General features: G+C 72.5%; 25 protein-coding genes and 1 riboswitch. Of the genes, 12 read left to right on the forward strand and 13 right to left on the reverse strand.

Annotated features, from left to right (window positions below; genetic code table 11):
• Positions 1-87: 87 nt before the first annotated feature.
• The 7 genes from M2163_RS11480 to M2163_RS11510 form a co-directional block, all read right to left on the reverse strand.
• Positions 88-864: an urease accessory protein UreD gene (locus M2163_RS11480; protein ID WP_280852879.1), complete on the reverse strand. Its 777-nt coding sequence runs from the start codon at positions 862-864 to the stop codon at positions 88-90.
• On the reverse strand, positions 852-1,529 hold the full coding sequence (ureG, locus tag M2163_RS11485) for an urease accessory protein UreG (protein WP_280893908.1): 678 nt from the start codon (positions 1,527-1,529) through the stop codon (positions 852-854). The genes M2163_RS11480 and ureG overlap by 13 nt, the downstream gene beginning before the upstream one ends.
• 92 nt (positions 1,530-1,621) lie before the next feature.
• A complete protein-coding gene (locus tag M2163_RS11490) occupies positions 1,622-2,296 on the reverse strand; it encodes an urease accessory UreF family protein (protein WP_280893909.1) in 675 nt (224 codons plus the stop codon).
• On the reverse strand, positions 2,296-4,017 hold the full coding sequence (locus M2163_RS11495) for an urease subunit alpha (protein ID WP_280852876.1): 1,722 nt from the start codon (positions 4,015-4,017) through the stop codon (positions 2,296-2,298). The genes M2163_RS11490 and M2163_RS11495 overlap by 1 nt, the downstream gene beginning before the upstream one ends.
• Positions 4,010-4,321, reverse strand: a complete 312-nt coding sequence (locus M2163_RS11500; RefSeq protein WP_280852875.1) for an urease subunit beta — start codon at positions 4,319-4,321, stop codon at positions 4,010-4,012. Before M2163_RS11500 ends, M2163_RS11495 begins: the two co-directional genes overlap by 8 nt.
• A gap of 8 nt (positions 4,322-4,329) precedes the next feature.
• On the reverse strand, positions 4,330-4,632 hold the full coding sequence (locus M2163_RS11505; protein ID WP_280852874.1) for an urease subunit gamma: 303 nt from the start codon (positions 4,630-4,632) through the stop codon (positions 4,330-4,332).
• 132 nt (positions 4,633-4,764) lie between these two features.
• Positions 4,765-5,394, reverse strand: coding sequence for a TetR/AcrR family transcriptional regulator (locus M2163_RS11510; RefSeq protein WP_280893910.1), 630 nt, complete (start codon positions 5,392-5,394; stop codon positions 4,765-4,767).
• Positions 5,395-5,494: 100 nt separating this feature from the next.
• Here M2163_RS11510 and M2163_RS11515 point away from each other — a divergent pair, with 100 nt between their 5' ends.
• Positions 5,495-6,481, forward strand: a complete 987-nt coding sequence (locus M2163_RS11515) for an ABC transporter permease (protein WP_280852872.1) — start codon at positions 5,495-5,497, stop codon at positions 6,479-6,481.
• An 826-nt stretch (positions 6,482-7,307) separates the two neighbouring features.
• Here the strand turns inward: M2163_RS11515 and M2163_RS11520 are convergent.
• A complete protein-coding gene (locus M2163_RS11520) occupies positions 7,308-7,586 on the reverse strand; it encodes a type II toxin-antitoxin system Phd/YefM family antitoxin (RefSeq protein ID WP_280852871.1) in 279 nt (92 codons plus the stop codon).
• 64 nt (positions 7,587-7,650) lie between these two features.
• Between M2163_RS11520 and M2163_RS11525 the strand changes: the two genes are divergently transcribed.
• The 4 genes from M2163_RS11525 (at position 7,651) to M2163_RS11540 (ending at position 10,325) form a co-directional block, all read left to right on the forward strand.
• Positions 7,651-8,286, forward strand: coding sequence for an ATP-dependent Clp protease proteolytic subunit (locus M2163_RS11525; RefSeq protein WP_280852870.1), 636 nt, complete (start codon positions 7,651-7,653; stop codon positions 8,284-8,286).
• 7 nt (positions 8,287-8,293) lie between these two features.
• The gene (locus M2163_RS11530) at positions 8,294-8,599 is read left to right on the forward strand and encodes a hypothetical protein (protein ID WP_053847665.1); all 306 of its coding nucleotides are present in this window, start codon (positions 8,294-8,296) and stop codon (positions 8,597-8,599) included.
• 336 nt (positions 8,600-8,935) lie between these two features.
• Positions 8,936-9,148, forward strand: a riboswitch (cyclic di-AMP (ydaO/yuaA leader).
• 3 nt (positions 9,149-9,151) lie between these two features.
• Complete coding sequence (locus tag M2163_RS11535) at positions 9,152-9,625, forward strand: C40 family peptidase (protein ID WP_037710218.1); 474 nt, start codon at positions 9,152-9,154, stop codon at positions 9,623-9,625.
• Positions 9,626-9,719: 94 nt separating this feature from the next.
• A complete protein-coding gene (locus M2163_RS11540) occupies positions 9,720-10,325 on the forward strand; it encodes a DUF6328 family protein (RefSeq protein ID WP_280852869.1) in 606 nt (201 codons plus the stop codon).
• A 21-nt stretch (positions 10,326-10,346) separates the two neighbouring features.
• Here M2163_RS11540 and M2163_RS11545 read toward each other — a convergent pair whose 3' ends face one another.
• Positions 10,347-10,805 carry an ATP-binding protein gene (locus tag M2163_RS11545; RefSeq protein ID WP_280852868.1) on the reverse strand — a complete coding sequence of 153 codons (459 nt, stop codon included), beginning with the start codon at positions 10,803-10,805 and terminating at the stop codon, positions 10,347-10,349.
• A 213-nt stretch (positions 10,806-11,018) separates the two neighbouring features.
• On the opposite strand from M2163_RS11545, the gene M2163_RS11550 reads away from it, so the two are divergent.
• Positions 11,019-11,879: a helix-turn-helix transcriptional regulator gene (locus M2163_RS11550; protein ID WP_280852867.1), complete on the forward strand. Its 861-nt coding sequence runs from the start codon at positions 11,019-11,021 to the stop codon at positions 11,877-11,879.
• A gap of 9 nt (positions 11,880-11,888) precedes the next feature.
• The gene (locus M2163_RS11555; RefSeq protein ID WP_280852866.1) at positions 11,889-12,110 is read left to right on the forward strand and encodes a DUF397 domain-containing protein; all 222 of its coding nucleotides are present in this window, start codon (positions 11,889-11,891) and stop codon (positions 12,108-12,110) included.
• Positions 12,111-12,150: 40 nt separating this feature from the next.
• Here the strand turns inward: M2163_RS11555 and M2163_RS11560 are convergent, their stop codons facing one another.
• Positions 12,151-13,278 carry an 8-amino-7-oxononanoate synthase gene (locus tag M2163_RS11560; protein WP_280852865.1) on the reverse strand — a complete coding sequence of 376 codons (1,128 nt, stop codon included), beginning with the start codon at positions 13,276-13,278 and terminating at the stop codon, positions 12,151-12,153.
• 148 nt (positions 13,279-13,426) lie between these two features.
• Between M2163_RS11560 and bioB the strand changes: the two genes are divergently transcribed.
• Genes bioB through bioD form a run of 3 tightly spaced genes read left to right on the forward strand, consistent with a single transcriptional unit; the run spans position 13,427 to position 16,596 of the window.
• Positions 13,427-14,599 (forward strand): biotin synthase BioB, encoded by a 1,173-nt coding sequence (bioB, locus tag M2163_RS11565; RefSeq protein ID WP_280893911.1) that lies wholly within the window; start codon positions 13,427-13,429, stop codon positions 14,597-14,599.
• The gene (locus tag M2163_RS11570; RefSeq protein ID WP_280893912.1) at positions 14,592-15,878 is read left to right on the forward strand and encodes an adenosylmethionine--8-amino-7-oxononanoate transaminase; all 1,287 of its coding nucleotides are present in this window, start codon (positions 14,592-14,594) and stop codon (positions 15,876-15,878) included. The genes bioB and M2163_RS11570 overlap by 8 nt, the downstream gene beginning before the upstream one ends.
• A 1-nt stretch (position 15,879) precedes the next feature.
• Positions 15,880-16,596 carry a dethiobiotin synthase gene (bioD, locus tag M2163_RS11575; protein WP_280893913.1) on the forward strand — a complete coding sequence of 239 codons (717 nt, stop codon included), beginning with the start codon at positions 15,880-15,882 and terminating at the stop codon, positions 16,594-16,596.
• Positions 16,597-16,603: 7 nt separating this feature from the next.
• Here bioD and M2163_RS11580 read toward each other — a convergent pair whose 3' ends face one another.
• Entirely contained in the window at positions 16,604-18,826 is a 2,223-nt protein-coding gene (locus tag M2163_RS11580; protein ID WP_280897248.1) for a LuxR family transcriptional regulator, read from the reverse strand.
• A 117-nt stretch (positions 18,827-18,943) separates the two neighbouring features.
• Here M2163_RS11580 and M2163_RS11585 point away from each other — a divergent pair, with 117 nt between their 5' ends.
• A complete protein-coding gene (locus M2163_RS11585) occupies positions 18,944-19,630 on the forward strand; it encodes an alpha/beta fold hydrolase (RefSeq protein WP_280893914.1) in 687 nt (228 codons plus the stop codon).
• Positions 19,631-19,704: 74 nt separating this feature from the next.
• Positions 19,705-20,394 carry a class I SAM-dependent methyltransferase gene (locus M2163_RS11590; RefSeq protein ID WP_280852860.1) on the forward strand — a complete coding sequence of 230 codons (690 nt, stop codon included), beginning with the start codon at positions 19,705-19,707 and terminating at the stop codon, positions 20,392-20,394.
• Here M2163_RS11590 and M2163_RS11595 read toward each other — a convergent pair whose 3' ends face one another.
• Positions 20,395-20,769, reverse strand: coding sequence for a fic family toxin-antitoxin system, toxin component (locus M2163_RS11595; protein ID WP_280852859.1), 375 nt, complete (start codon positions 20,767-20,769; stop codon positions 20,395-20,397). It abuts the gene before it with no gap.
• On the reverse strand, positions 20,766-20,990 hold the full coding sequence (locus tag M2163_RS11600; protein ID WP_007380443.1) for a hypothetical protein: 225 nt from the start codon (positions 20,988-20,990) through the stop codon (positions 20,766-20,768). The genes M2163_RS11595 and M2163_RS11600 overlap by 4 nt, the downstream gene beginning before the upstream one ends.
• Between the last annotated feature and the right edge of the window lie 24 nt (positions 20,991-21,014).

The following is a 21,014-nucleotide window of genomic DNA, read 5'->3' on the forward strand; positions in this document are numbered from 1 at the left end:
TCCTCCTGGTTGTGAAGTCGCTGTGCACAGGGTTTGGCGGGCTTCTTTGCCAATCCGATAAACGGAAGAACCTGTTCGCTCGGCGGACTACGGTGCGAGTTGCGCCAGAGCCGTGTCCAGGACCCGGCGCAGCAGCAGGGCGTCCGGGGCCACGGCGGTGACGAGCACGGCGGGTCCGGCCAGGGGAACGACGGCGGCGCCCTCACCGAGCACCCGCGCCGGTACCGGCTGCTCGGCGAACTCAGGCCGTGCGACGAGGAGCTGACCGACCGTCCGGTGCCCCGCGAGCACGGCCGGGCCGTCCCAGCCGCCGGGCGCGCCGGGCCCGCAGGCCAGTTCCTGGTCGAGCACGGTCCGGCCCGCGATCCGCAGCACCAGCCGGCTGGTGAGCCGTCCCGGCTCCTCCCCCACCCGCCCGAGGACCTGTTCCTCGCGCAGCACGAGCCGGCCCGTCGCCGCGAGGTCGATCCGTGTGCCGACGGACAGGTCGCTGCCGCCCGCGGAGATCAACTGCTCGGGCAGCCAGCGCAGTTCTCCCCCGTCGGCGACGGTGAGCCGTACGTCGTAGCGGGCCCCGCCCTTGGTCTGCCCCGGCAGGGCGATGGTGGCGGCGGCCGAGCCCATGCGCAGCCGGGCGCCCTGCCGGACCTCGGCCTCGACGGTGAAGTGGTCGCCGCCGAGGGGCCCGCTCATCGCGCCGACCAGCATGACCCGGGCCTCGGCGCCGCTTCCCCGGGTGCGCCGCAGGGCCAGCGGTCCGTCGCTCTCCAGGACGGGCAGGGCCGTGCCACCGCGCCCGTCGTCCCGGGCGACCAGCCGCGCGGTCGCCCGCACGCCGGTCACGGCCGTGGTCACGCCGTCCACGCGGCGAGCTGCGACCGCACCCAGTCGACGACGTCCTTGACGCCGGTCTCGCTCCGCAACGACTGAAGGACGACCGGGAGTTCGGCGCGCTGGGCCTTGGCGTCGGCGGCCATCCGGGCGAGGTCGGAGCCGACGTACGGGGCCAGGTCGGTCTTGTTGACGATGAGCAGGTCGGCGGTGGTGACGCCGGGGCCGCCCTTCCGCGGGATGTCGTCCCCTCCGGCCACGTCGATGACGAAGATCTGGGCGTCGACCAAACCCTTGGAGAAGGTGGCGGTGAGGTTGTCGCCGCCGCTCTCCACGAGGACGAGGTCCAGGGGGCCGGCCTGGTCCTCCAGGTCCTCGACGGCTTCGAGGTTGGCGGAGATGTCGTCGCGGATCGCCGTGTGGGGGCAGGCGCCCGTCTCCACGGCGGTGATGCGCTCGGGGGGCAGCACGGCTTCCCTGAGCAGGAACTCGGCGTCCTCGCGGGTGTAGATGTCGTTGGTGACGACGGCGAGGGAGAGTTCGTCGCGCAGGGCGCGGCAGAGCGCGGCCACGGTGGCGGTCTTGCCGGAGCCCACGGGGCCGCCGAGGCCGATGCGGAGGGCTCGGCGGGAGCCGTTCTTGCGGTGGGCGTCGGCGCTCACTGCTGCGGGGCCGTCGTGGTGGTGGTCCAAGTGCATGTGCGGCTCCTGGGGTTCGTTGTCGGGTGCGGGTTCGTGGAGGCTGGTCGCGCAGTTCCCCGCGCCCCTGAGATGGGCTGACCGAGGGCCCGTTACGATGCGAACAGGCGTACGGGCCATGCCGCGTGTGCTTCTGCTCCGATTTCCAGCAGGGGTGCGGATGCCGCGGGCAACTCGTCGACTCCCCCGGCCGCGGCCCTCCTTGCCGCCTCCACCGCCAGGTCCGCCACGCGGTCCAGCTCCGGTGCCAGCCTGGCCAGTACTCCCGTGGCGTCGAAGGGGTCCAGGCTCAGCAGGCGGACCGTCGCGCTCGCCGGGCCGCTCACGCTCTCGTACGCCGCGCAGTAGGCCGCGTCCACGGGTTCCAGGCCCGCCGCGCGTGCCGTCAGGCCGAGCACCACCGGCTGGTGTGCTCCCTTGGGGAACTCCCTTGCCAAGGTGTCGAGTTCGGGCGAGGGCCAGGTCGCCCGGGCCGCCCGCGTCAACTGGCGGCCCAGTTTCCGGGCGGCGACCCGCAGGGCGGGGGCCGGCGTGCGGGCGTCCGCCGCCTCGTCCAACCGCCGTGGGTCCACGCCGAGTACGGCCGCCGCGGCGAGGGCCGAGGACACCAGGCCCGCCGTGTGCAGTCGCCCGCGGCAGAAGGACTCCAGGCTCTCCGCGTTGGTGATCCGTCCCGCCTTGACCGCCGCCTCCGCCCCGCCGGAGTGCGCGTGGCCCCCGGCGGGAAAGCGGCCGTCGGCCAGGACCAGAAGTGCAGCCCTGGACATCAGAACAGGAAGTAACGCTGGGCCATGGGCAGTTCGGCCGCCGGAGTGGCCTCCACCAGCTCCCCGTCGATGTGTACGGCGAAGCTGTCGGGGTCGACCCGGACGTCGGGCCGTGCGTCGTTCTCCCGCATGTCGGCCTTGGTGACCCCGCGCGTCGACTCGATCGCCACGAAGCGCTTGCCGAGCTGGAGCCGCTCCGGCAGCCCGTCCTCTATGGCGAGGGGGGCCACGAAGTTGAAGGAGTTCGAGGCGGGGGCCCGCCCGATCGCCCCGTACATCGGCCGGGGAAGGATCGGCTGCGGGGTCGGGATGGACGCGTTGGCGTCGCCCATCTGCGCGTAGGCGATCTGACCGCCCTTGAGCACGAGATGCGGCTTGACCCCGAAGAACGCGGGCTCCCACAGCACCAGGTCGGCGAGCTTGCCCGTCTCCACCGAGCCGATCTCGCGGGCGAGGCCCTGGGCGACGGCGGGGTTGATCGTGTACTTGGCGACGTAGCGCCGTACCCGATGGTTGTCCGCCCGGCCGTCACCGGGCAGCGCGCCGCGCCGCCGCTTCATGACGTGCGCGGTCTGCCAGGTGCGCATGACGACCTCGCCGACCCGGCCCATGGCCTGGGAGTCGGAGGAGATGATCGAGATGGCGCCCATGTCGTGCAGGATGTCCTCGGCGCCGATGGTGGTGGGGCGGATGCGGGACTCGGCGAAGGCCAGGTCCTCCGGGACCGCCGCGTTGAGGTGGTGGCACACCATCAGCATGTCGAGGTGTTCCTCGGCGGTGTTGACCGTGAAGGGCCGGGTCGGGTTGGTCGAACTCGGCAGCACGTGCGGCTGGGAGACCACGGTCATGATGTCCGGCGCGTGTCCGCCGCCCGCGCCCTCGGTGTGGTACGCGTGGATGCCCCGGCCGGCGATCGCGGCGAGCGTGTCGCCCACGAATCCGGCCTCGTTGAGGGTGTCGGTGTGGATGGCGACCTGGATGCCGGTCCGCTCGGCGACGGTCAGCGAGGCGTCGATGACGGCCGGGGTCGAGCCCCAGTCCTCGTGCAGCTTGAGGCCGAGGGCGCCACCGCGGATCTGCGACAGCATCGCCTCGTGGGAGACGGTGTTGCCCTTGCCGAGGAAGCCGATGTTGAGCGGGTACTGCTCCATCGCCTCCAGCATCCGGGCGAGGTGCCAGGGACCGGGGGTGACGGTGGTCGCCTTGGAGCCTTCGGCGGGGCCGGTGCCACCGCCGACCAGGGTGGTGATGCCCGCGGACAGCGCCTCGTCGGCGATCTGCGGGCAGATGAAGTGGACGTGCGCGTCGATGGCGCCGGCGGTCAGGATGCGGCCGTTGCCCGCGATGACCTCGGTCTCGGGGCCGATCACCAGGTCCGGGTGGACTCCGTCCATGGTGTCGGGGTTGCCCGCCTTGCCGATGCCGGTGATTCGGCCGTCGCGGATGCCGATGTCGGCCTTGACGACACCCCAGTGGTCGACGACGACCGCGCCGGTGATGACGGTGTCCGGGGTGCCCTCCGCGCGGGTGGCACGCGACTGGCCCATCGACTCGCGGATGACCTTGCCGCCGCCGAACACGGCCTCGTCACCGGCGCGTCCGGGACCGCCGGAACGATCCTCCTCGATCTCGATCAGCAGATCGGTGTCGGCGAGCCGGATGCGGTCGCCGGTGGTGGGGCCGAACAGGTCGGCGTAGGCGGCACGGGAGATCTCAGGCATCGAGGGCACCTCCGGTCTCCCCGCGCAGGCCGGGCACCACGCGGGCGCCGGTGAGCGGGACGAGTTCCACGTCGACGGGGATTCCGGGCTCGAAGCGCACGGCGGTGCCGGCGGCGATGTTCAGCCGCCTGCCGCGCGCCGCGGCGCGGTCGAACTCCAGGCCGGGGTTGGTCTCGGCGAAGTGGTAGTGGGAGCCGACCTGGACGGGCCGGTCGGCGGCGTTGAGGACGGTGAGCCGGGTGACCTCGCGGCCCTCGTTGTAGGCAACCGGCCCGTCGGCGAAGAGGATCTCTCCGGGAATCATGGGGCCCCTCAGACGATCGGGTCGTGGACGGTGACGAGCTTGGTGCCGTCCGGGAAGGTCGCCTCGACCTGCACGTCGTGGATCATCTCGGGGATGCCCTCCATGACGTCCTCGCGGGACAGCAACGTCCGCCCGGAGGCCATGAGTTCGGCGACGGTACGGCCGTCACGCGCGCCTTCGAGGATGTGCGAGGTGATGAGGGCGACCGCCTCGGGGTGGTTGAGCCTGAGCCCGCGGGCCCTACGCTTCTCGGCCACGTCGGCCGCCACGTGGATGAGCAGCCTCTCTTGCTCGTGCGGGGTCAGTTGCACGTCCCACCTCACAGTCCTCGCTCCGGACCGTGCGGGGCCCGGTTGCCTCAGCCCCGGGGCAAAGTCCCTGGTGGCGTGGATCCGCAGGCTAGTTGGATCCGGTTTCAGGGACGTTAACCGAGCTGTGATCCCTCAGCGCGTGTCGGCGTCGCCCCGCATGCTCATCAACGCCCGTAGACCCGCCGCCAGGTCGTCGGCGGAGGCCGGCCCGAACAGCGCCTGCTGCGCGAGGAAGCCCATCGCGGCCGCCATCATGGTGCGGGCCACGTGTTCCGGGGGAACGTCCGAGCGCATCGTCCCGGCATCCTGGTACTGCCCGACGATCCGGGTCCAGGCCGCCCGCACCGCGCCGTAGCCCTCCCGCAGGACGGCCGAGAGCTCCTCGTTGCGGATCGTCTCCGCCCACACCTGGACGACAAGACCCGGGAACGCGGGTCTGCCGTCCACGGTCAGGTACTCCTTGGTGGCGAGGACACGGCTGAGCACCGAGGCGACCAGGAGGTCCGGCGCGGGGGGCGGGGTGCTGCGGGCCGCCTCCTCGAATCCCTCGCGGACCTGCCCGAGCACCTCTTCGACGATCGCGCCGATCAGCTCCTCCTTGCCGCTGAAGTAGCGGTACACCGCGCCTGCCGAGAGGTCGACCTCCTTGAGCACGTCCTGCATGGACGTGGCGTGGAAGCCGTTGCGGGCGAAGCAGAGCGCGGCGCCGTCGAGGATCTGCCGGCGGCGGGCGTCGAGGTGTGCCTGGGATACGCGAGCCATGCCCACAAAGTAAAACGAACATTCCTTCTTGACAAGGAACGGGCGCGGCGGGACGGTGGTGGCGCACCTAAAACGAACGATCCTTCTTTTTGGAGTTTCCATGTCCACCCGCCGCCTGCTCGCGGTCGTCGTTCTCGTGCCGCTGCTCGCCGCCCTGGCGTTGTGGGCCTTCGCCTGGCCCGCCGCTCGCACCGCCCCCCGCGACCTGCCGCTCGGCGTGGCCGGGCCGGCCGCCGCGACCGCTCAGGTCGAGAAACAGCTCCGGCAGCACGAGGGGGCCTTCGAGATCCACCGCTACGCCGACGAGAGGGCGGCACGGGCGGCGATCGAGGACCGGACCGTATACGGCGCGGTCGTCGTCACCGCCCAGGGTCCGGAGCTGCTCACCGCGTCGGCGGCGAGCCCGGTCGTGGCCCAGCTCCTCCAGCAGGCCGTGACCCGGCAGGCGGCGGCGGGCGGCGCCGAGGTGCGTACCGTGGACGTCGTCCCGGCCCCGGTGTCCGACCCGAGGGGCGCGGCACTGAGCTCGTCCGTCCTCCCGCTGGCCCTGAGCGGCATCATCGCGGGCGCGGTGGTGACCCTGCTCAAGCTACGCGGTCTGCGCGCCGTGACCGCGCTGGTCCTCAGCGCCGCACTGGTGGGCGTCGTCGCGGCGGCCCTGGCCGACAGCTGGCTCGGCGTCATCGCCGGGAACTGGTGGGCGGAGGCGGGGACGCTGGCGCTGGCGACCCTGGCGGTGAGCGCGGCCGTCGCGGGACTCGCCGCGCTGGTCGGCCCCGCCGGGATCGGCGTCGTCGCGTTCCTCGTGATGTTCCTCGGCAACCCGTTCTCCGGCGCCTCCTCCGCCCCGCAACTGCTGCCCGACCCCGTCGGCACCGTCGGCCAGTGGCTGCCGCCCGGGGCGAGCGCGACCCTGCTGCGCTCGGTGGCCTTCTTCGACGGCGCGGCGGCGACCGGCCCCCTCCTGACACTCACCTGGTGGGCCGCGCTGGGCCTGGGCGCCGTGGTCCTGGGGAACGCGCTGCCGTCACGGGCGAGGGGCACCACGTCCCCCAGCGACGAACCTGCGCTCGCCCCCGTCGGCTGAAGCGACGCCCCCCTCCCCGTTCCCGACCAACATCATCGACCCGTGCCCGCCGCCCGCAACCGGCCGACCCACGCTCGACGGCAGGCGGCCACCGGACCCCGGGTGGTCCGCGCTGAGCCTGGGTGCCCTGGCACTGGGTGGCGAACACACTGACGTCGCTGGCGAGGGGCACCACGTCCCCCACCGACGAACGCGCGCTCGCCCGCCCCACCCGACACCATCAACCCGTGCCCGCCGCCCGCGACCGGCCGACCCACGCTCGACGGCAGGCGGCCACCGGGCCCCGGGTGGGCCGTGCCGGGCATAGGCGCAGTGCCATGGCGGACGCGCTGCCGTCACGGTCGAAGGGCGCCCCGTCCGCCGCTGACAAGCCTGCGCTCACCTCTGTCGGCGGAAGCGACGCCCCCGGTCCCCGACCGACCCCATCGGCCTGTGACTGCCTCCAGGAACCGGCTCGACCCAGCTCGGTGGCGGGCGGCCCTGGACCTGGGCGTCCTGGTAGCGGGGAACGCGCTGCCGTCATGGGCGAGCGGTGCCGCCTTCCTGTCCGTTTCCCCGGGGGCGCGCCGGAACGCACGGAAGTCGCAGGCGAAGGGCACCGTGTCCGCCTCCGACGCTCCCGGCCGGCGCGATCGGCCAGTGGGTGCCGGCAGGAACCGGCGAGCCCCGCGCTCGATGTCCCTTCTTCGACGGCGCGGCGGCCGTCGGGACCCGCTGTTGTTCCTCGGCCCTGCGAGCGCTGCCCGAGCCAGGGCGGATCGCCGGGGGCCGTGACCGACCTCGACGGCTGACCGCAAGCCGCTCCCCGGTACCAGCGACCCCGTTTCTAGGAGGCGCCGGTGCCCCGGTGATGCGCGGCGATCCCGAACCGCTGCTGTTCGCGGGGAGCGGACGCGACCTCGCGCACGGTGGAGACCGCGCTGATCACGGGCTCCTCGACAGGCTCCTGGAGCTTCTCCAGACGTTCGAGGTCGGCGGCCGAGACCAGGGCGACCAGCGGCTTTCCGTGCCGGGTGACGACGACGCGCTCGGCGCCGTACACCACCCGGTTGATCAGGTCGGCGAGTTCAGCCCTGGCTTGCGTCACCGGAATCTCGTAGGCCATGTCCCCATCATAACGTCACGTACGTCCTGTACATTTTTTACAGACGCCGAAGGAGGGGCCACCCATGACCCGACCGACCGCCCGCTACGTCCTGCCCGAGTTCCACGAGCGCACGAGCTTCGGGCAGAAGTCGATGGATCCGTACTCGAAGCTGCTGGAGGAGCGGATCGTCTTCCTCGGGACGCAGATCGACGACATCTCGGCGAACGATCTGATGGCGCAGTTCATGTACCTCGAGTACCAGGACCCGGACCGGGACATCGCGCTGTACATCAACTCCCCCGGCGGCTCGTTCAGCGCGATGTCGGCGATCCACGACACGATGCAGTACGTCAGTTGCGACGTGGCGACGACCTGCCTCGGCCAGGCCGGGTCCTCCGCGGCGGTGCTGCTGGCGGCCGGCACCCCGGGCAAGCGGTCCGTGCTGCCCGGCGCGCGGGTGGTGATCCACCAGCCCGCGCTGAGCGAGCCGGTGCACGGGCAGGCCAGCGACCTGGCCATCCAGGCCGACGAGTTGCTGCGGGTGCGGGGCCGCCTGGAGGAGATGCTCGTCCGGCACACCGGGCGCAGCCCCGAGCAGGTGAGCGCGGACATCGAGCGGGACAAGATCCTCGACGCGCAGGGCGCCCTGGACCACGGCCTGGCGGACGCGATCGTCCCGAGCCGCAAGTCCTCCCGTACCGCTCCGGGCGAGAGGTGAGCCCTCGATGGTGCCGGACCTTCCCCCGTTGCCGGCGCTCACGCGCGCCGAGGGCGAGCTGATCGACCGTTACCTCGACGTGGTCGACCTGCTGGGCCGGATCAACCCGGCCCGGCGCGAGGACACCTACGGCGGACTGCGCGCGGCCCAGGCACTGGTGGCCAGGGCTGCCGAACTGCGTGACGCGCTGGTGCTGATGCACGGCCGGGGCGAGCGGGAACTGCATGCCGCGACCCTGGCGCGGGCGCTGCGGGTCCTGGACGGCGAACGGCGTACGGCCAGGGTCACGGTGCCCCCCGAGTCGGGCAATTGACGCACCGGCAGCGTTTCCGGGCGCCCGGACTCTGACGGTGCGTCCGGAGCGCGGTTGAAACGGACCAAAAGACGTACCGCCATTTGCAGGAGGCGCGGCTCCTTTTTCGGGACCGCCGAGGTTGCGCAACGCGCGTAGTTCAGGGAGGGAATGAGGAGTTTCTGTGCTGGTCGCGCGGCCCGTGGGCCCCTCGACGCCTCTCCGCTCGCTCAGGCGTCCACCCGAACGGGTGAGTGGTGAGTAACAACACAAACCCCCGGTTCCATTGGGTTTTTGGGACATCCGTGCGCCAAGATCCCTGTCTGACGACAAGCCCCCGCCGCAGCGGCGGGGCGATCCGGGCGGACGCCGAGTCCTGCCGCCGCCCGGATGACCGGTCGACAGGAGTGGATCGGCAGGAGTGGAGGACCCAAGCAACGACGGGTCGCCGGAACGGTCACGCCATGACCGGGCCGAGCAGCCCTTGGGGTGAAGCCGCGTCAGCGGCCGGGCAACTTCGCCAGCCCGAATCCGACAGGTCATCCTTCACAGGCGGCTGACGAAGGGTTGCGCATGACTGCGCTCAATCGTGTCCCGTCGCTGATGGTCCGGGCCGGTACGGCCTCGGCCTTCGCCATCGCCGCCGTGGGCGGCTCCGTCGTGGTTCCGGGTGTCGCAGCCGACGCCGCCGCCGCGACGCCGGCGACGAAGGCGCTCAAGGTAGCGGCCTCCAAGAAGGGCTCGCCGTACAAGTACGGCGCCACCGGGCCCCGCCGCTTCGACTGCTCAGGGCTCACGCTGTACTCGTTCAAGAAGGCGGGCAAGAAGCTCCCGCGCACGGCGGCCCAGCAGTACAACAAGACCCGCCACATCGGCGCGGGCAGCCGCAAGGCAGGCGACCTGGTGTTCTTCCACTCGGGTTCGAACGTCTACCACGTCGGCATCTACGCCGGGAAGGGAAAGATCTGGCACGCCCCCAAGACCGGGGACGTGGTGAGGCTGCAGAAGATCTGGACGAAGAGCGTCTGGTACGGCCGGGTCAAGTGACGCCCCCGAGGGGACGGCGGCGACCTGACCTCCCGCCGTCCCCTCGGGTCCCCCGCGGCGCGTGACACGGGCTCAGCTGGTTACCCGTACCCGTATGGCCGACCACCGCCCGTGCACCGCCCGCAACGAGACCCCGCTGGAGCGGGCCGACCGCAACTTCGGCGAGCTGCTCCAGGAACTGCGTGTCACCCAGACCGGGGTGCAGATCCTCTTCGCCTTCCTGCTGACCCTGGCCTTCACCCAGCGCTTCCCGACGCTGGACGCCTTCCAGCGCGCCACGTACGTGACCACCCTGCTGTTGGCGGTGCTCGCGGCGGCCCTGTTCACCGCGCCGGCCGCCCTGCACCGCTCGCTCTTCCAGCGCGGCGCCAAGGCACGCATCGTGCAGGTCTCCTCGCGGCTCGCCACGGTCGGCATGGGGGTGCTGGTGCTGGCGTTCACGGGCGCGGTGCTGCTCGTGGTGGACGTGACCACGGGCCGGGCCGGCGGACTGGCCGCGGGCGCGGCGACCCTGATGGTGTGTCTGGGCCTGTGGTGGCTGCTTCCCCTGCTGGTCCGGCGGGCGGGACGCGCCGAGGAACGCAGCGCGGCACCCTCGCACCCGGCTCCTGCCCGGGCGGCGGAGCGCGAGGTGATCAGGCCGCGGGCGGCGGCCCGGCCGGGAGCGTCACCCCGAGAGCCGTCACCGCGTCTGCGCTGAGCCCGGGACACCTCACGTCCGTCACGGCTCCTGCTGCCCGGCGGCGGTGACCGGCTGCGCCGGGACGCTCCACGGCAGCTCGATGGAGACGGTCTTGCCGCCCTCTCTGGTGGGCCTGACTCTCAGCCTGCCGCCGCACTCGGCGGCGAGCCAGCGGATGATCACCATTCCCCGGCCGTTGTCCTGCTGGACCGCGGCCGGCAGCCGCTTGGGAAAGCGGGGGTGGCTGTCGGTGACCCCGATGCGCAGTTGTTCGTCACGGTCCAGCTCGATGTCCACCGTGAAGGTGGGTGACTGCCCGAAGGTGTGCTGTACGGCGTTGGTGGTGAGTTCGGAGACGATGAGCCGGATGGTCTCGGCGGTGTCCGTGGTGGGCGGCAGTCCCCACTCCGCCAGTGTGCTCAGGACATAGGTGCGGGCCGCGGAGACCGAGGCGGGTTCGCTCGGCAGAGTGACGGATGCTTCCAGGTGGTCTGCCATGGCGACGTCGTCCCTTTCCCACGGGACCGGAGTCCGACACGGTGCGGATGGTTCGAGTACGGTCCCGGACTGGTGGTTCATCGCCAGAGTGCCATCACGGAGGCTGTGACGGGTGCCGATCCACCAAGATATGCATATATCTGTCGCTCGAAGCGGTGAACTCTGCGACGCGAGACCGTATTTGGGCGGCTCGTAAGGAGTAAGGAGGAGCGCATGCAGCACGGCCCCGCGGTGCGCCGGCGGAAACTGGGCGCCGAACTGCGTGCGTTGCGCGCCGGTGCGGGGCTCACCAGCGGTGAGGCGGCCCGGCTCGTGGGCTGGCACCAGTCGAAGGTGAGCCGCATCGAGACCGGTGCCAGCGGGGTGAAACCGGCCGATGTCCGGTTACTTCTCGACGCCTACCGCGTGGGGGACGCGGATCTGCGGGAGCTGCTCCTGGTATTGGCGGGTTCCGACGAGAGCGGCGGCCGGCACCACTGGTGGCACGCGTACCGGGGTGTGCTGCCGCCGACGTACCGGGACTTCATCAGTCTGGAGTCCCAGGCGAGCGCGATGCGCACGCTGGAGACCTCGGTCGTGCCCGGGCTGCTCCAGACGCGCGAGTACGCCCGCGCGGTGACCCGGGCCGCGGTGGACGGCCTCGACGACGAACGTCTCGACGCGCTGGTCGAGGTCCGGCTGGCCCGGCAGGACATCCTCCGCGCGCAGCCGCCCCTGGAGCTGAGCGCCGTCCTGGACGAGGCGGTGCTGCGGCGGGAGATCGGCGGCCCCGAGGTGATGGCCCAGCAGTTGGAGAGACTCCTGGAGGCGGCGCGGCTGCCTCAAGTGCGGCTGCAGGTGCTGCCGTTCACTGCCGGGGCCCATGTGGGGGTCACCGGACCTTTCGTAATCTTCTCATTCTCGCGCACTTCTGATCTGGATGTGGTTGTTCTCGACCACTTGACGAGTAGCCTCTATCTCGAACGGAAAGAAGACCTCCAGGCCTACACCGAGGCCTTCAACACCCTTCAGATCCACGCCCTTTCGCCCGAGGACTCGTTGGATTACCTCGCCGGGATAGGTGCCGGCGCGTAAGGAGGCACCATGTCTGCACTGCCTCGGAACGTAACCCCCAGTACGGAACTGCCCGAAGTGCGGTGGCTGCGCAGCAGCTACAGCACCGGGGCGAACAACTGCGTCGAGACGGCGAGGCCGTCGGCCGGGCCATGGGCCGGGCTGCTCGCCGTACGCGACTCCAAGGACCCGCACGGACCCGCGCTGCTCTTCTCCCCCGAGAGCTGGGCGGACTTCACCCGCGCGTTCTGACCGTTTCAGTCCGTCCGGCGCACGGCCGTGTCACGCCGACTCATGGTCGTGTTTCGCCGATCACATGAACAGCGCGTTCGATCTGCTCCTCGGAGAGGTCCGCGCGGGCGGTCAGCCTGAGCCGTGAGATGCCGTCGGGCACCGACGGGGGCCGGAAGCAGCCCACCAGGAGCCCGGCGGCACGGCAGTCGGCCGCCCACTGCACGGCCTCCTCCGGGGAGGGCGCGCGCACCGAGACCACCGCGGCGTCCGGACGTACCGCTTCCAGACCCGCGGCGGTCAGGCGTGCGTGCAGTCCGGTCGCCACCTCGCGCGCGCGGGCGGCCCGCTCGGGCTCACGGCCGAGCAGCCGCAGGGCCGCGAGGGCGGCTCCCGCCGCGGCGGGGGCAAGACCCGTGTCGAAGATGAACGTCCGTGCCGCGTTGACCAGGTGTTCGATCACTCGTGCGGGGCCGAGGACGGCACCGCCCTGGCTGCCGAGCGACTTGGACAGCGTGACCGTGACGACCACGTCGTCGGCGCCCGCGAGTCCCGCCGCCTGCGGGGCTCCGCGGCCGCCGGCGCCGAGCACGCCCAGGCCGTGGGCGTCGTCCACGACCAGGCCCGCGCCGTGCTCCCGGCACGCCTCGGCGAGGCCGGCCAGGGGCGCCGCGTCGCCGTCGACCGAGAAGACCGTGTCGGACACGGCGAGGGCGGGCCCGTCGTGCGTACCGAGCGCCTTGCGCACCGCGTCCGGGTCGGCGTGTGCGACGACCTGGGTCGCGCCGCGGGCCAGCCGGCAGCCGTCGATGAGCGAGGCGTGGTTGCCCGCGTCGGAGACGATCAGCGAGCCGTGCGGTGCGAGCGCGGTGACGGCTGCCAAGTTCGCCGCGTACCCGGAGGAGAAGACGAGCGCCGCCTCGAAGCCGCAGAACTCGGCCAGTTCGCGTTCGAGCGCGGTGTGCAGTTCGGTGGTGCCGGTCACGAGCCGGGACCCGGTCGCACCGCCGCCCCAGGTCCGCGCGGCCGCCGCGGCGCCCGCCACGACCTCGTGATGGCGGGCCAGACCCAGGTAGTCGTTGCTCGCGAGATCGAGCAGCGGCGAGTCGGCCGGACGCGGCCGCAGGGTGCGTACGAGTCCGGCCCGCCGGCGCGCCGCCGCCTGCTCGTCGATCCAGCCGAACGCCATGGGTCCTCCGGTGCTTTTGTAGACAACGAACAGACCCTAGTGGCAGCAAACGCTACCCACGGTGTGGCAATACCCACACGTCGTTGCGGGTGTGTTGTGCGATCCCTACCTTGGCCGCAAGCGGGTCCGTAGGACAGGATCGGCTCTCATGGACCTGCTGAACACGCTGGTGGACAAGGGGCTTCGGCGCGAGCTGCCGACCCGCGAGGAGGCGCTGGCCGTGCTGGCCACCTCCGACGACGACCTGCTCGACGTGGTGGCCGCGGCCGGAAAGGTGCGCCGGCACTGGTTCGGACGACGGGTGAAACTCAACTACCTCGTCAACCTGAAGTCCGGACTGTGCCCCGAGGACTGCTCCTACTGCTCCCAGCGGCTCGGCTCCTCGACGGGCATCCTGAAGTACACCTGGCTGAAGCCGGACGAGGCGTCCCAGGCCGCGGCCGCCGGCCTCGCGGGAGGCGCCAAGCGGGTCTGCCTGGTGGCGTCCGGGCGCGGCCCGACCGACCGTGACGTGGACCGGGTCGCGGGCACCATCAAGGCGATCAAGGAGCAGAACGAGGGCGTCGAGGTGTGCGCCTGCCTCGGCCTGCTCTCCGACGGCCAGGCCGAGCGGCTGCGCGAGGCGGGCGCGGACGCCTACAACCACAACCTCAACACCTCCGAGTCGACCTACGGCGACATCACGACCACGCACACCTACGCCGACCGGGTCGACACCGTGAACAAGGCGCACGCGGCCGGTCTGTCCGCCTGCTCGGGCCTGATCGCGGGCATGGGCGAGAGCGACGAGGACCTGGTCGACGTCGTCTACTCGCTGCGCGAGCTGGACCCCGACTCGGTTCCGGTCAACTTCCTGATCCCGGTCGAGGGCACCCCGCTGGCCAAGGAGTGGAACCTCACCCCGCAGCGCTGTCTGCGCATCCTGGCGATGGTCCGCTTCGTGTGCCCGGACGTCGAGGTCCGCATCGCGGGCGGCCGCGAGGTCCATCTGCGCACCATGCAGCCCCTGGCCCTGCACCTGGCCAACTCGATCTTCCTCGGCGACTACCTCACCACCGAGGGCCAGGCGGGCAAGGCCGACCTGGAGATGATCGCCGACGCCGGCTTCGAGGTGGAGGGCGCGGGCGAGGTGACCCTGCCCGAACACCGGGCGGCGGCAGGGGGCGGCTGCGGCTCGCACGAGAGTGCCGGGTGCGGCTCGCACGAGGGCGGCGGTGTCTGCGGTACGTCCGCTCCGGCCACGCCCGCCAACGAGGCCCGGACCGACCTGGTCGCCGTACGCCGCCGGGGCGCCGGCACGGACCTCGCGCCCAATGCCTGATCTGCCCGGCCTGCCCGTGACGGAGCTGCTGGCGCTGGACCGGCGGCACGTGTGGCATCCGTACGGTCCGATGCCCGGCCGGGCCGACCCGCTCGTCGTGGAGTCCGCGAGCGGAGTCCGGCTGCGGCTGGCCGGGGGCCCGGAACTGGTGGACGGCATGTCCTCCTGGTGGTCGGCGATCCACGGCTACAACCACCCGGTGCTGAACGAGGCCGCGCGCGAGCAGCTCGGGCGGATGAGCCATGTGATGTTCGGCGGGCTCACCCACGAGCCCGCCGTCCGGCTCGCGAAGCTCCTTGTCGACATGTCTCCCGACGGCCTTGAGCACGTCTTCCTGGCCGACTCGGGGTCGGTGTCGGTCGAGGTCGCGGTGAAGATGTGCCTCCAGTACTGGCGCTCGCTGGGCCGTACGGGCAAGCGGCGGCTGCTGACCTGGCGCGGCGGCTACCACGGTGACACCTGGCAGCCCATGTCGGTGTGCGACCCCGAGGGCGGGATGCACGAGCTGTGGTCCGGGGTGCTGCCCCGCCAGGTGTTCGTGGACGCGCCCCCGGCCGGGTACGAGGAGTCGTACGCCGAACAGCTGCGCGCGGCGATCGCGCGGCACGCCGACGAGCTGGCCGCGGTGATCGTGGAGCCGGTGGTGCAGGGCGCGGGCGGGATGCGCTTCCACTCCCCCGCGTATCTGCGGGTGCTGCGCGAGGCGTGCGACGCGCACGACGTGCTGCTGGTGTTCGACGAGATCGCGACCGGGTTCGGCCGTACGGGCGCCCTGTTCGCGGCGGAGCACGCGGCGGTCACACCGGACGTGATGTGCGTGGGCAAGGCGCTGACCGGCGGTTACCTGACGATGGCGGCGACCCTGTGCACGCCTGGGGTGGCCGACGGCATCTCGCGGGGCGAGGTGCCGGTGCTCGCGCACGGCCCCACCTTCATGGGCAATCCGCTCGCCGCGTCGGTGGCCTGCGCGTCGATCGGGCTGCTGCTCGGGCAGGACTGGCTCGCCGAGGTCAAGCGGATCGAGGCCGGGCTGCGGGAGGGGCTGGAGCCCGCCCGTGAGCTGCCGGGTGTGCGGGACGTACGGGTGCTCGGCGCCATCGGGGTCGTGCAGCTGGACCACGACGTCGACATGAGGGCCGCGACGGAGGCAGCCGTGCGCGAGGGCGTGTGGCTGCGGCCGTTCCGCGACCTCGTCTACACGATGCCGCCGTACGTCACGGGTGACGAGGACGTGGCACGGATCGCGCGTGCGGTGTGTGCCGCCGCACGGGAGGGATGACATGCCGGTACTGGTGATCACGGGGACGGGCACGGAGGTCGGCAAGACGGTCACCACGGCCGCCGTCGCCGCGGCCGCGCTCGCCGCCGGGCGGACGGTCGCCGTCCTGAAGGCCGCGCAGACCGGCGTACGGCCGGACGAGGCCGGGGACGCCGACGAGGTCGCCCGGCTCGCGGGCGCCGTGACGAAGGCCGAACTCGCCCGGTATCCCGATCCGCTGGCCCCGGCGACGGCCGCACGCCGGGCCGCTCGCGAGCCGGTGCGCCCGCGGGAGGTCGCCGAGGCCGCCGCCAAGCTGGCCGCCGGGCACGACCTGGTGCTGGTGGAGGGGGCGGGCGGGCTGCTCGTCCGCTTCGACGACGAGGGCGGGACACTGGCCGACGCCGCGGAGCTGCTGCGGGCACCGGTCCTGGTGGTGGCATCGGCGGGTCTGGGCACGCTCAACACCACGGAGTTGACGGCCCGTGAACTCCGGCGTCGCGGGCTGGACTTCGCGGGTGTGGTGATCGGCAGCTGGCCCGACTCCCCCGACCTCGCCTCGCGTTGCAACCTCGCGGATCTGCCGGACGTGTCCGGGGCCCCGCTGCTCGGTGCCCTGCCGGCCGGGGCGGGCGGGCTGCCGCCCGCCGACTTCCGTGCCGGAGCGCCGGGTTGGCTGGCACCGGAGCTGGGCGGGACGTGGGACGCGGCGGCGTTCGGGGTGCGCGAGGCGCCCTGACACACCCTCAGGGCACCTCGCTGTCCGCGATGAGCCGCACCAGCTCGATCCGTGAGCGGATGCCCAACCGGGTGAAGACGCCCCGCAGATGGTGGTCGATCGTGCGCGGGCTGAGCGCCAGGCGGGCGGCGATCTCGCGGTTGGTGGCGCCCTCGGCGACCATGCGGGCGACCAGCAACTGCTGGGCGGTGAGCGTCGCGGCCGGATTCACGGCGTGCGTCGGAGCGGCGGGGGCGCCGAGCGCGCGGAGTTCGGCGCGGGCCCGGGCCGCGCAGTGGGGTGCTCCGAAGTGGTCGAAGGCCTCCAGGGCGCTGCGGAGGCGGTCGCGCGCCTCCGCTCGGTGGCGCAGCCGGCGCAGGGCGCCGCCGAACAGCAGCTCCGTACGGGCCCGTTCGAAGTCGCGGGTGCCGTGGGCGTGGAGGTCGAGGGCGGTGCGGTAGTGCTCGACGGCCTCCTCTCCGGGGGCCAGCAGGGCTCGGCAGCGGGCGCTGAGGGCGAGGTCGTCGGGGCTGTCCACGGCCGTCGCCCAGCGGTGGTAGTCGGCGTGGGCGCCGCGCGCGATCCGGGTGTCGTCGGTGCGGACGGCGGCTTCGACGTAGTGCGGGGTGGCCAGGTGCCGGATGGCCCGGTGGCCGTGGCCGGGCCCGAACCCGGCGAGGGCGCGCAGCCGGGCCGCCGCGCCCGCGAAGCGGCCGTCGGTGAGGTCGAGGAAGGCGAGCGCCCACTGGGCGAGGGCGGCGGGCAGGCCGAGCCCCCGGGCGAGGGCGTACGAGCGTGCGGCGGCGGCGCGTTCACGGCAGGCGTCGGCGTCTCCGGTGATCGCCGCGAACATGGCGAGGGCGGCCTGGAGATGGCAGGCGCCGTTGTCCTGTCCGGTGGCGTACGCCTGGTGCAGGGCCTCCGTCGCGGCGGCCTGTCCGGCCCGGGGGCGGCCGGTCCAGAAGTCGGCGTAGACGCGGAACTCCGTGGCCTGCGCCATGACGGCGGTCGCGCCCCGGGTGCGGGCGGAGGCGGCGGCCCGGAGGGTCGCGGTGGCGGCGCGGGTGTGGTCGCCGAGCATCAGGGCCGCGATGCCGGCGTGCAGGAGGAGGGTGGGGTCGCCGCCGGGGCCGCAGCGCCCGGCCGCCGCCCGCAGGAGGTCGCGGGCGTCCTCGTAGCGCCCCTCGAAGGCGGCCGCGAGTGCGCCGAGCGTACCGGGCGGCGCGATCCCGAGCCGTCCGGCGGTCCGGGCGGCCTCCCGGCAGCGGCGCAGGTCACCGGTGTAGACGGCGGCTTCGGTGGCGCGGGCGAGGAGGTGCGTGGCGGAGCCGACGGCCACCTCGGGGTCACGTGCTGTCCCACCTGTCTCCGGAGAATCGTTCCCTCTCCTGGGTCTCGCGCGGTGTGCCGCTGCCCCCAGGAGCGCGTCGAACGCCTCTGCGGCGTTGCCCGCGCGCAGCGCGAACAGACCCGAGAGGGCGTCGTCGGCCGTGCCGTCGGCCGCCAGACGCCGGGCCCGGTCGCCTTCGCCGGCCTGCCAGGCGTCGACGGCGGCACGTGTCACCAGACGGGAGCGTTCCGGCGGATCCGGGCAGAGTGCGGCGGCACGCTCCGACAAGGCCCGTGCCAGGGCGAGCTGACCGGCTCCGCGAGCCTTGCCCGCGGCGCCGCGCAGCTCCGCCGCGAGCCGTCCGCTCGGACCGAGCGCACCCGCACCGCGGTGCCAGGACCGGCGGGGTGTCTCGCCCTCGCCGTGCAGCACGCGGGCCAGCAGGCGGTGGACGTCACGGCGGTCGGCCGGGGAACCGGACTCGTACGCGGCGATCCTGGTCCAGGCGTCCCGGAAGACGACCCCGCCCGGGCCCGCGTGCGCCACGCCGGCCGCCTCCGCGCCCTCCAGCGGGCGGGTGTCGAGGCGGGCGGCGGCGACCGCGCGGAGGAAGGCGTGGGTGGCGACCGGGTACTGGTCGGCCGCCGCGAGGAGCAGCAGGAGGCGGGTGTCGTCGGGCAGGGCCCGGATCTGCGCGCGTAGCGTCCGCAGCAGGGCCGGGGCGAGGTCGACGGGATCGATGGGGAGCGGGTCCAGGCCGGCCGCCTGACGGTCGGTCAGCAGCGTCATGAGCTCGGCGGCGGCGCGCGGGTCGCCGTGGACGGAATGCAGCAGCCGCACCCGGACGCCCTCGGGGAGGACCGGGATCACGGGCTGCTGTGGCGAAGTGCGGTTCTGATGCGGAGGGTTCACCGGAGTCACCACATGACTCACGTTACTGGCGAGTTAATTGACCCGTAAAGACCGGCGACTTCACCGATGCGGCGCGCGTAGACCCCGCTGACACTCCTGACAACCCCACCCGTTTCAGGAGGCATCATGCAGCGCTTCGGGCGTCGCATCGCCGCGGCCGCCACGGCCGTGGTCACTTCTCTCCTTCTGTCACTCTCCTTCGCCGCGGTCCCCGCCCACGCGGCGACCCACAACCCGATCGTGTTCGTGCACGGCCTCAGCAGCGACTCCGGCAGCTGGGACGACTGGATCGCCGACTTCAAGGCGGACGGTTACAGCGCGTCCGAGCTGGACGCCTGGTCGTACAGCTGGTCGCAGTCGAACGTGACCACCGCACAGCAGCTGGCCACCGAGATCAGGAGGGTGCTCGCCGCGACGGGTGCCTCGAAGGTCGACCTGGTCACCCACTCGATGGGCGCGCTGAGCGCCCGTTACTACCTGAAGAACCTCGGCGGCACGGCGTACGTGGACGACTTCGTCTCGGCCGCCGGCGTCAACCACGGGACGACCACGGCCTCCTGGTGCTCGTGGCTGTACACCTCGTGCGCGGAGATGTACACCGGCAGCTCCTTCCTCACGGCCCTCAACTCCGGTGACGAGACACCCGGCAGCGTCTCGTACGCCAGCTACTGGTCCAACTGCGACGACGCGCTGACCCCGGACACCACGGCGGTCCTGAGCGGCGCGACGAACGTCGAGGTGGGCTGCGTCTCGCACACCGACATGAACAACGACTACGGCGTCTACCAACAGGTGCGCGCCTTCGTGCAGTAAGCGCCCGAGGGGGTGCGGCGGGGTCCCACGGGGGACAATCGCGGTAGGGCCCGTCCTCAGCGAGGGAGGCTGTCATGCCGCTACGGTCCGCCGGCACCGGCAAGGTGTCCCGGGATCCCGTCCACCACCCCCTGTTCGCCCGGTACTACGCCCGGGTCAGTGTCACCGCCGAGACCCGGATGGGCATGGCCGGTGTGCGCGAGCGGCTGCTCGCCGGGCTGTCCGGGCGGGTGATCGAGATCGGCGCGGGCAACGGCCTGAACTTCTCGCACTTCCCCGGCGCGGTCGCCGAGGTCGTGGCGATCGAACCGGAGCGCCGGCTGCGGCAGTTGGCGGTGGAGGCCGCCCTGCGCGCGGAGGTGCCCGTGGACGTGGTGCCCGGGGCCGCGGAGGCGCTGCCCGTCAAGAGCGAGGCCTTCGACGCCGCGGTGATCTCACTGGTGCTGTGCAGTGTGCGCGATGTGCCGCGGGCGCTCGGCGAGGTGCGCCGGGTACTGCGGCCCGGCGGGGTCGTGCGGTTCTTCGAGCACGGCACGGGCGGCGGTCCGGTGATGCGCCTCACCCAGCGCGCCCTGGACCGCACGTTGTGGCCCCCGCTGGCCGGTGGCTGCCATCTGGCCCGCGACCCGGTCGCGGCCCTGCGGTCGGCCGGCTTCGAACTCGGCCCCTACCGGCGGGTGTTGATGCCGGAGAAGGGACCGACGCTGCCCTCGTCCTTCTGTGTGCTGGGCACCGCCTGGCGACCGCTGCCGGACGAGGACTGATCACAGAGTCCACCTGCGCAGCTCGCGCGCGATGTCGTGCACCGAGGCGTCGCCCTTCTTGGCCACCTTGGCGAGGTCCCGGACCAGTTCGGGCGAGGTGACGACCCTCAGTCCGCTCGCGACGAGGTAGGCGTACCCGACCGCACAGGCGAAGAGTGCGTTGGTGCGCTCCAACGCCGGGACGTGGATGAGGAGTTGCAGCAGCGCGGCGGCGCGCAGGTGCGGGCTGTCGTAGACGGGGATGTCGAAGATCTCGGCCTGGTGCCGTGCCACGGCGGCGACCAGGGCTCCCCAGTCGACGACCTGGGGATCGCCCGGGGTCTTCTGCTCCGCGAGCATCAGCAGCCAGGCGAGGTCGATGTGCAGATCGCTCAACGAGTCTCGTGGTCCTTGCCGAACTCCTCCGCGAACACGGATTCGTACTGCTTCATGAAGTCTGCGGCGGCCTCCACGAAGGCCTGGCCCGCCTCGCCGGTGTCCTTCATGACCAGCTCCTCGATGTAGCGGTTGACGCTCACGCCGCGGGCGAGGGCACGTTCACGGGCGGCGCGGGCGGTGCCCTCGTCCACCCGCACGTTCAGCTGAGTCTTCGCCATACCTCGAAGCTAGCGCCGAACCGC

Source organism: Streptomyces sp. SAI-135 (assembly GCF_029893805.1).
Taxonomy (GTDB): Bacteria; Actinomycetota; Actinomycetes; order Streptomycetales; family Streptomycetaceae; genus Streptomyces.

Coding starts and splice junctions, on each gene's coding strand:
- ureG (WP_280893908.1), bottom strand. CDS start 1,529: ATGCACTTGGACCACCACCACGACGGCCCCGCAGCAGTGAGCGCCGAC.
- M2163_RS11490 (WP_280893909.1), bottom strand. CDS start 2,296: ATGTCCAGGGCTGCACTTCTGGTCCTGGCCGACGGCCGCTTTCCCGCC.
- M2163_RS11495 (WP_280852876.1), bottom strand. CDS start 4,017: ATGCCTGAGATCTCCCGTGCCGCCTACGCCGACCTGTTCGGCCCCACC.
- M2163_RS11500 (WP_280852875.1), bottom strand. CDS start 4,321: ATGATTCCCGGAGAGATCCTCTTCGCCGACGGGCCGGTTGCCTACAAC.
- M2163_RS11510 (WP_280893910.1), bottom strand. CDS start 5,394: ATGGCTCGCGTATCCCAGGCACACCTCGACGCCCGCCGCCGGCAGATC.
- M2163_RS11515 (WP_280852872.1), top strand. CDS start 5,495: ATGTCCACCCGCCGCCTGCTCGCGGTCGTCGTTCTCGTGCCGCTGCTC.
- M2163_RS11520 (WP_280852871.1), bottom strand. CDS start 7,586: ATGGCCTACGAGATTCCGGTGACGCAAGCCAGGGCTGAACTCGCCGAC.
- M2163_RS11525 (WP_280852870.1), top strand. CDS start 7,651: ATGACCCGACCGACCGCCCGCTACGTCCTGCCCGAGTTCCACGAGCGC.
- M2163_RS11530 (WP_053847665.1), top strand. CDS start 8,294: ATGGTGCCGGACCTTCCCCCGTTGCCGGCGCTCACGCGCGCCGAGGGC.
- M2163_RS11535 (WP_037710218.1), top strand. CDS start 9,152: ATGACTGCGCTCAATCGTGTCCCGTCGCTGATGGTCCGGGCCGGTACG.
- M2163_RS11540 (WP_280852869.1), top strand. CDS start 9,720: ATGGCCGACCACCGCCCGTGCACCGCCCGCAACGAGACCCCGCTGGAG.
- M2163_RS11545 (WP_280852868.1), bottom strand. CDS start 10,805: ATGGCAGACCACCTGGAAGCATCCGTCACTCTGCCGAGCGAACCCGCC.
- M2163_RS11550 (WP_280852867.1), top strand. CDS start 11,019: ATGCAGCACGGCCCCGCGGTGCGCCGGCGGAAACTGGGCGCCGAACTG.
- M2163_RS11555 (WP_280852866.1), top strand. CDS start 11,889: ATGTCTGCACTGCCTCGGAACGTAACCCCCAGTACGGAACTGCCCGAA.
- M2163_RS11560 (WP_280852865.1), bottom strand. CDS start 13,278: ATGGCGTTCGGCTGGATCGACGAGCAGGCGGCGGCGCGCCGGCGGGCC.
- bioB (WP_280893911.1), top strand. CDS start 13,427: ATGGACCTGCTGAACACGCTGGTGGACAAGGGGCTTCGGCGCGAGCTG.
- M2163_RS11570 (WP_280893912.1), top strand. CDS start 14,592: ATGCCTGATCTGCCCGGCCTGCCCGTGACGGAGCTGCTGGCGCTGGAC.
- bioD (WP_280893913.1), top strand. CDS start 15,880: ATGCCGGTACTGGTGATCACGGGGACGGGCACGGAGGTCGGCAAGACG.
- M2163_RS11585 (WP_280893914.1), top strand. CDS start 18,944: ATGCAGCGCTTCGGGCGTCGCATCGCCGCGGCCGCCACGGCCGTGGTC.
- M2163_RS11590 (WP_280852860.1), top strand. CDS start 19,705: ATGCCGCTACGGTCCGCCGGCACCGGCAAGGTGTCCCGGGATCCCGTC.
- M2163_RS11600 (WP_007380443.1), bottom strand. CDS start 20,990: ATGGCGAAGACTCAGCTGAACGTGCGGGTGGACGAGGGCACCGCCCGC.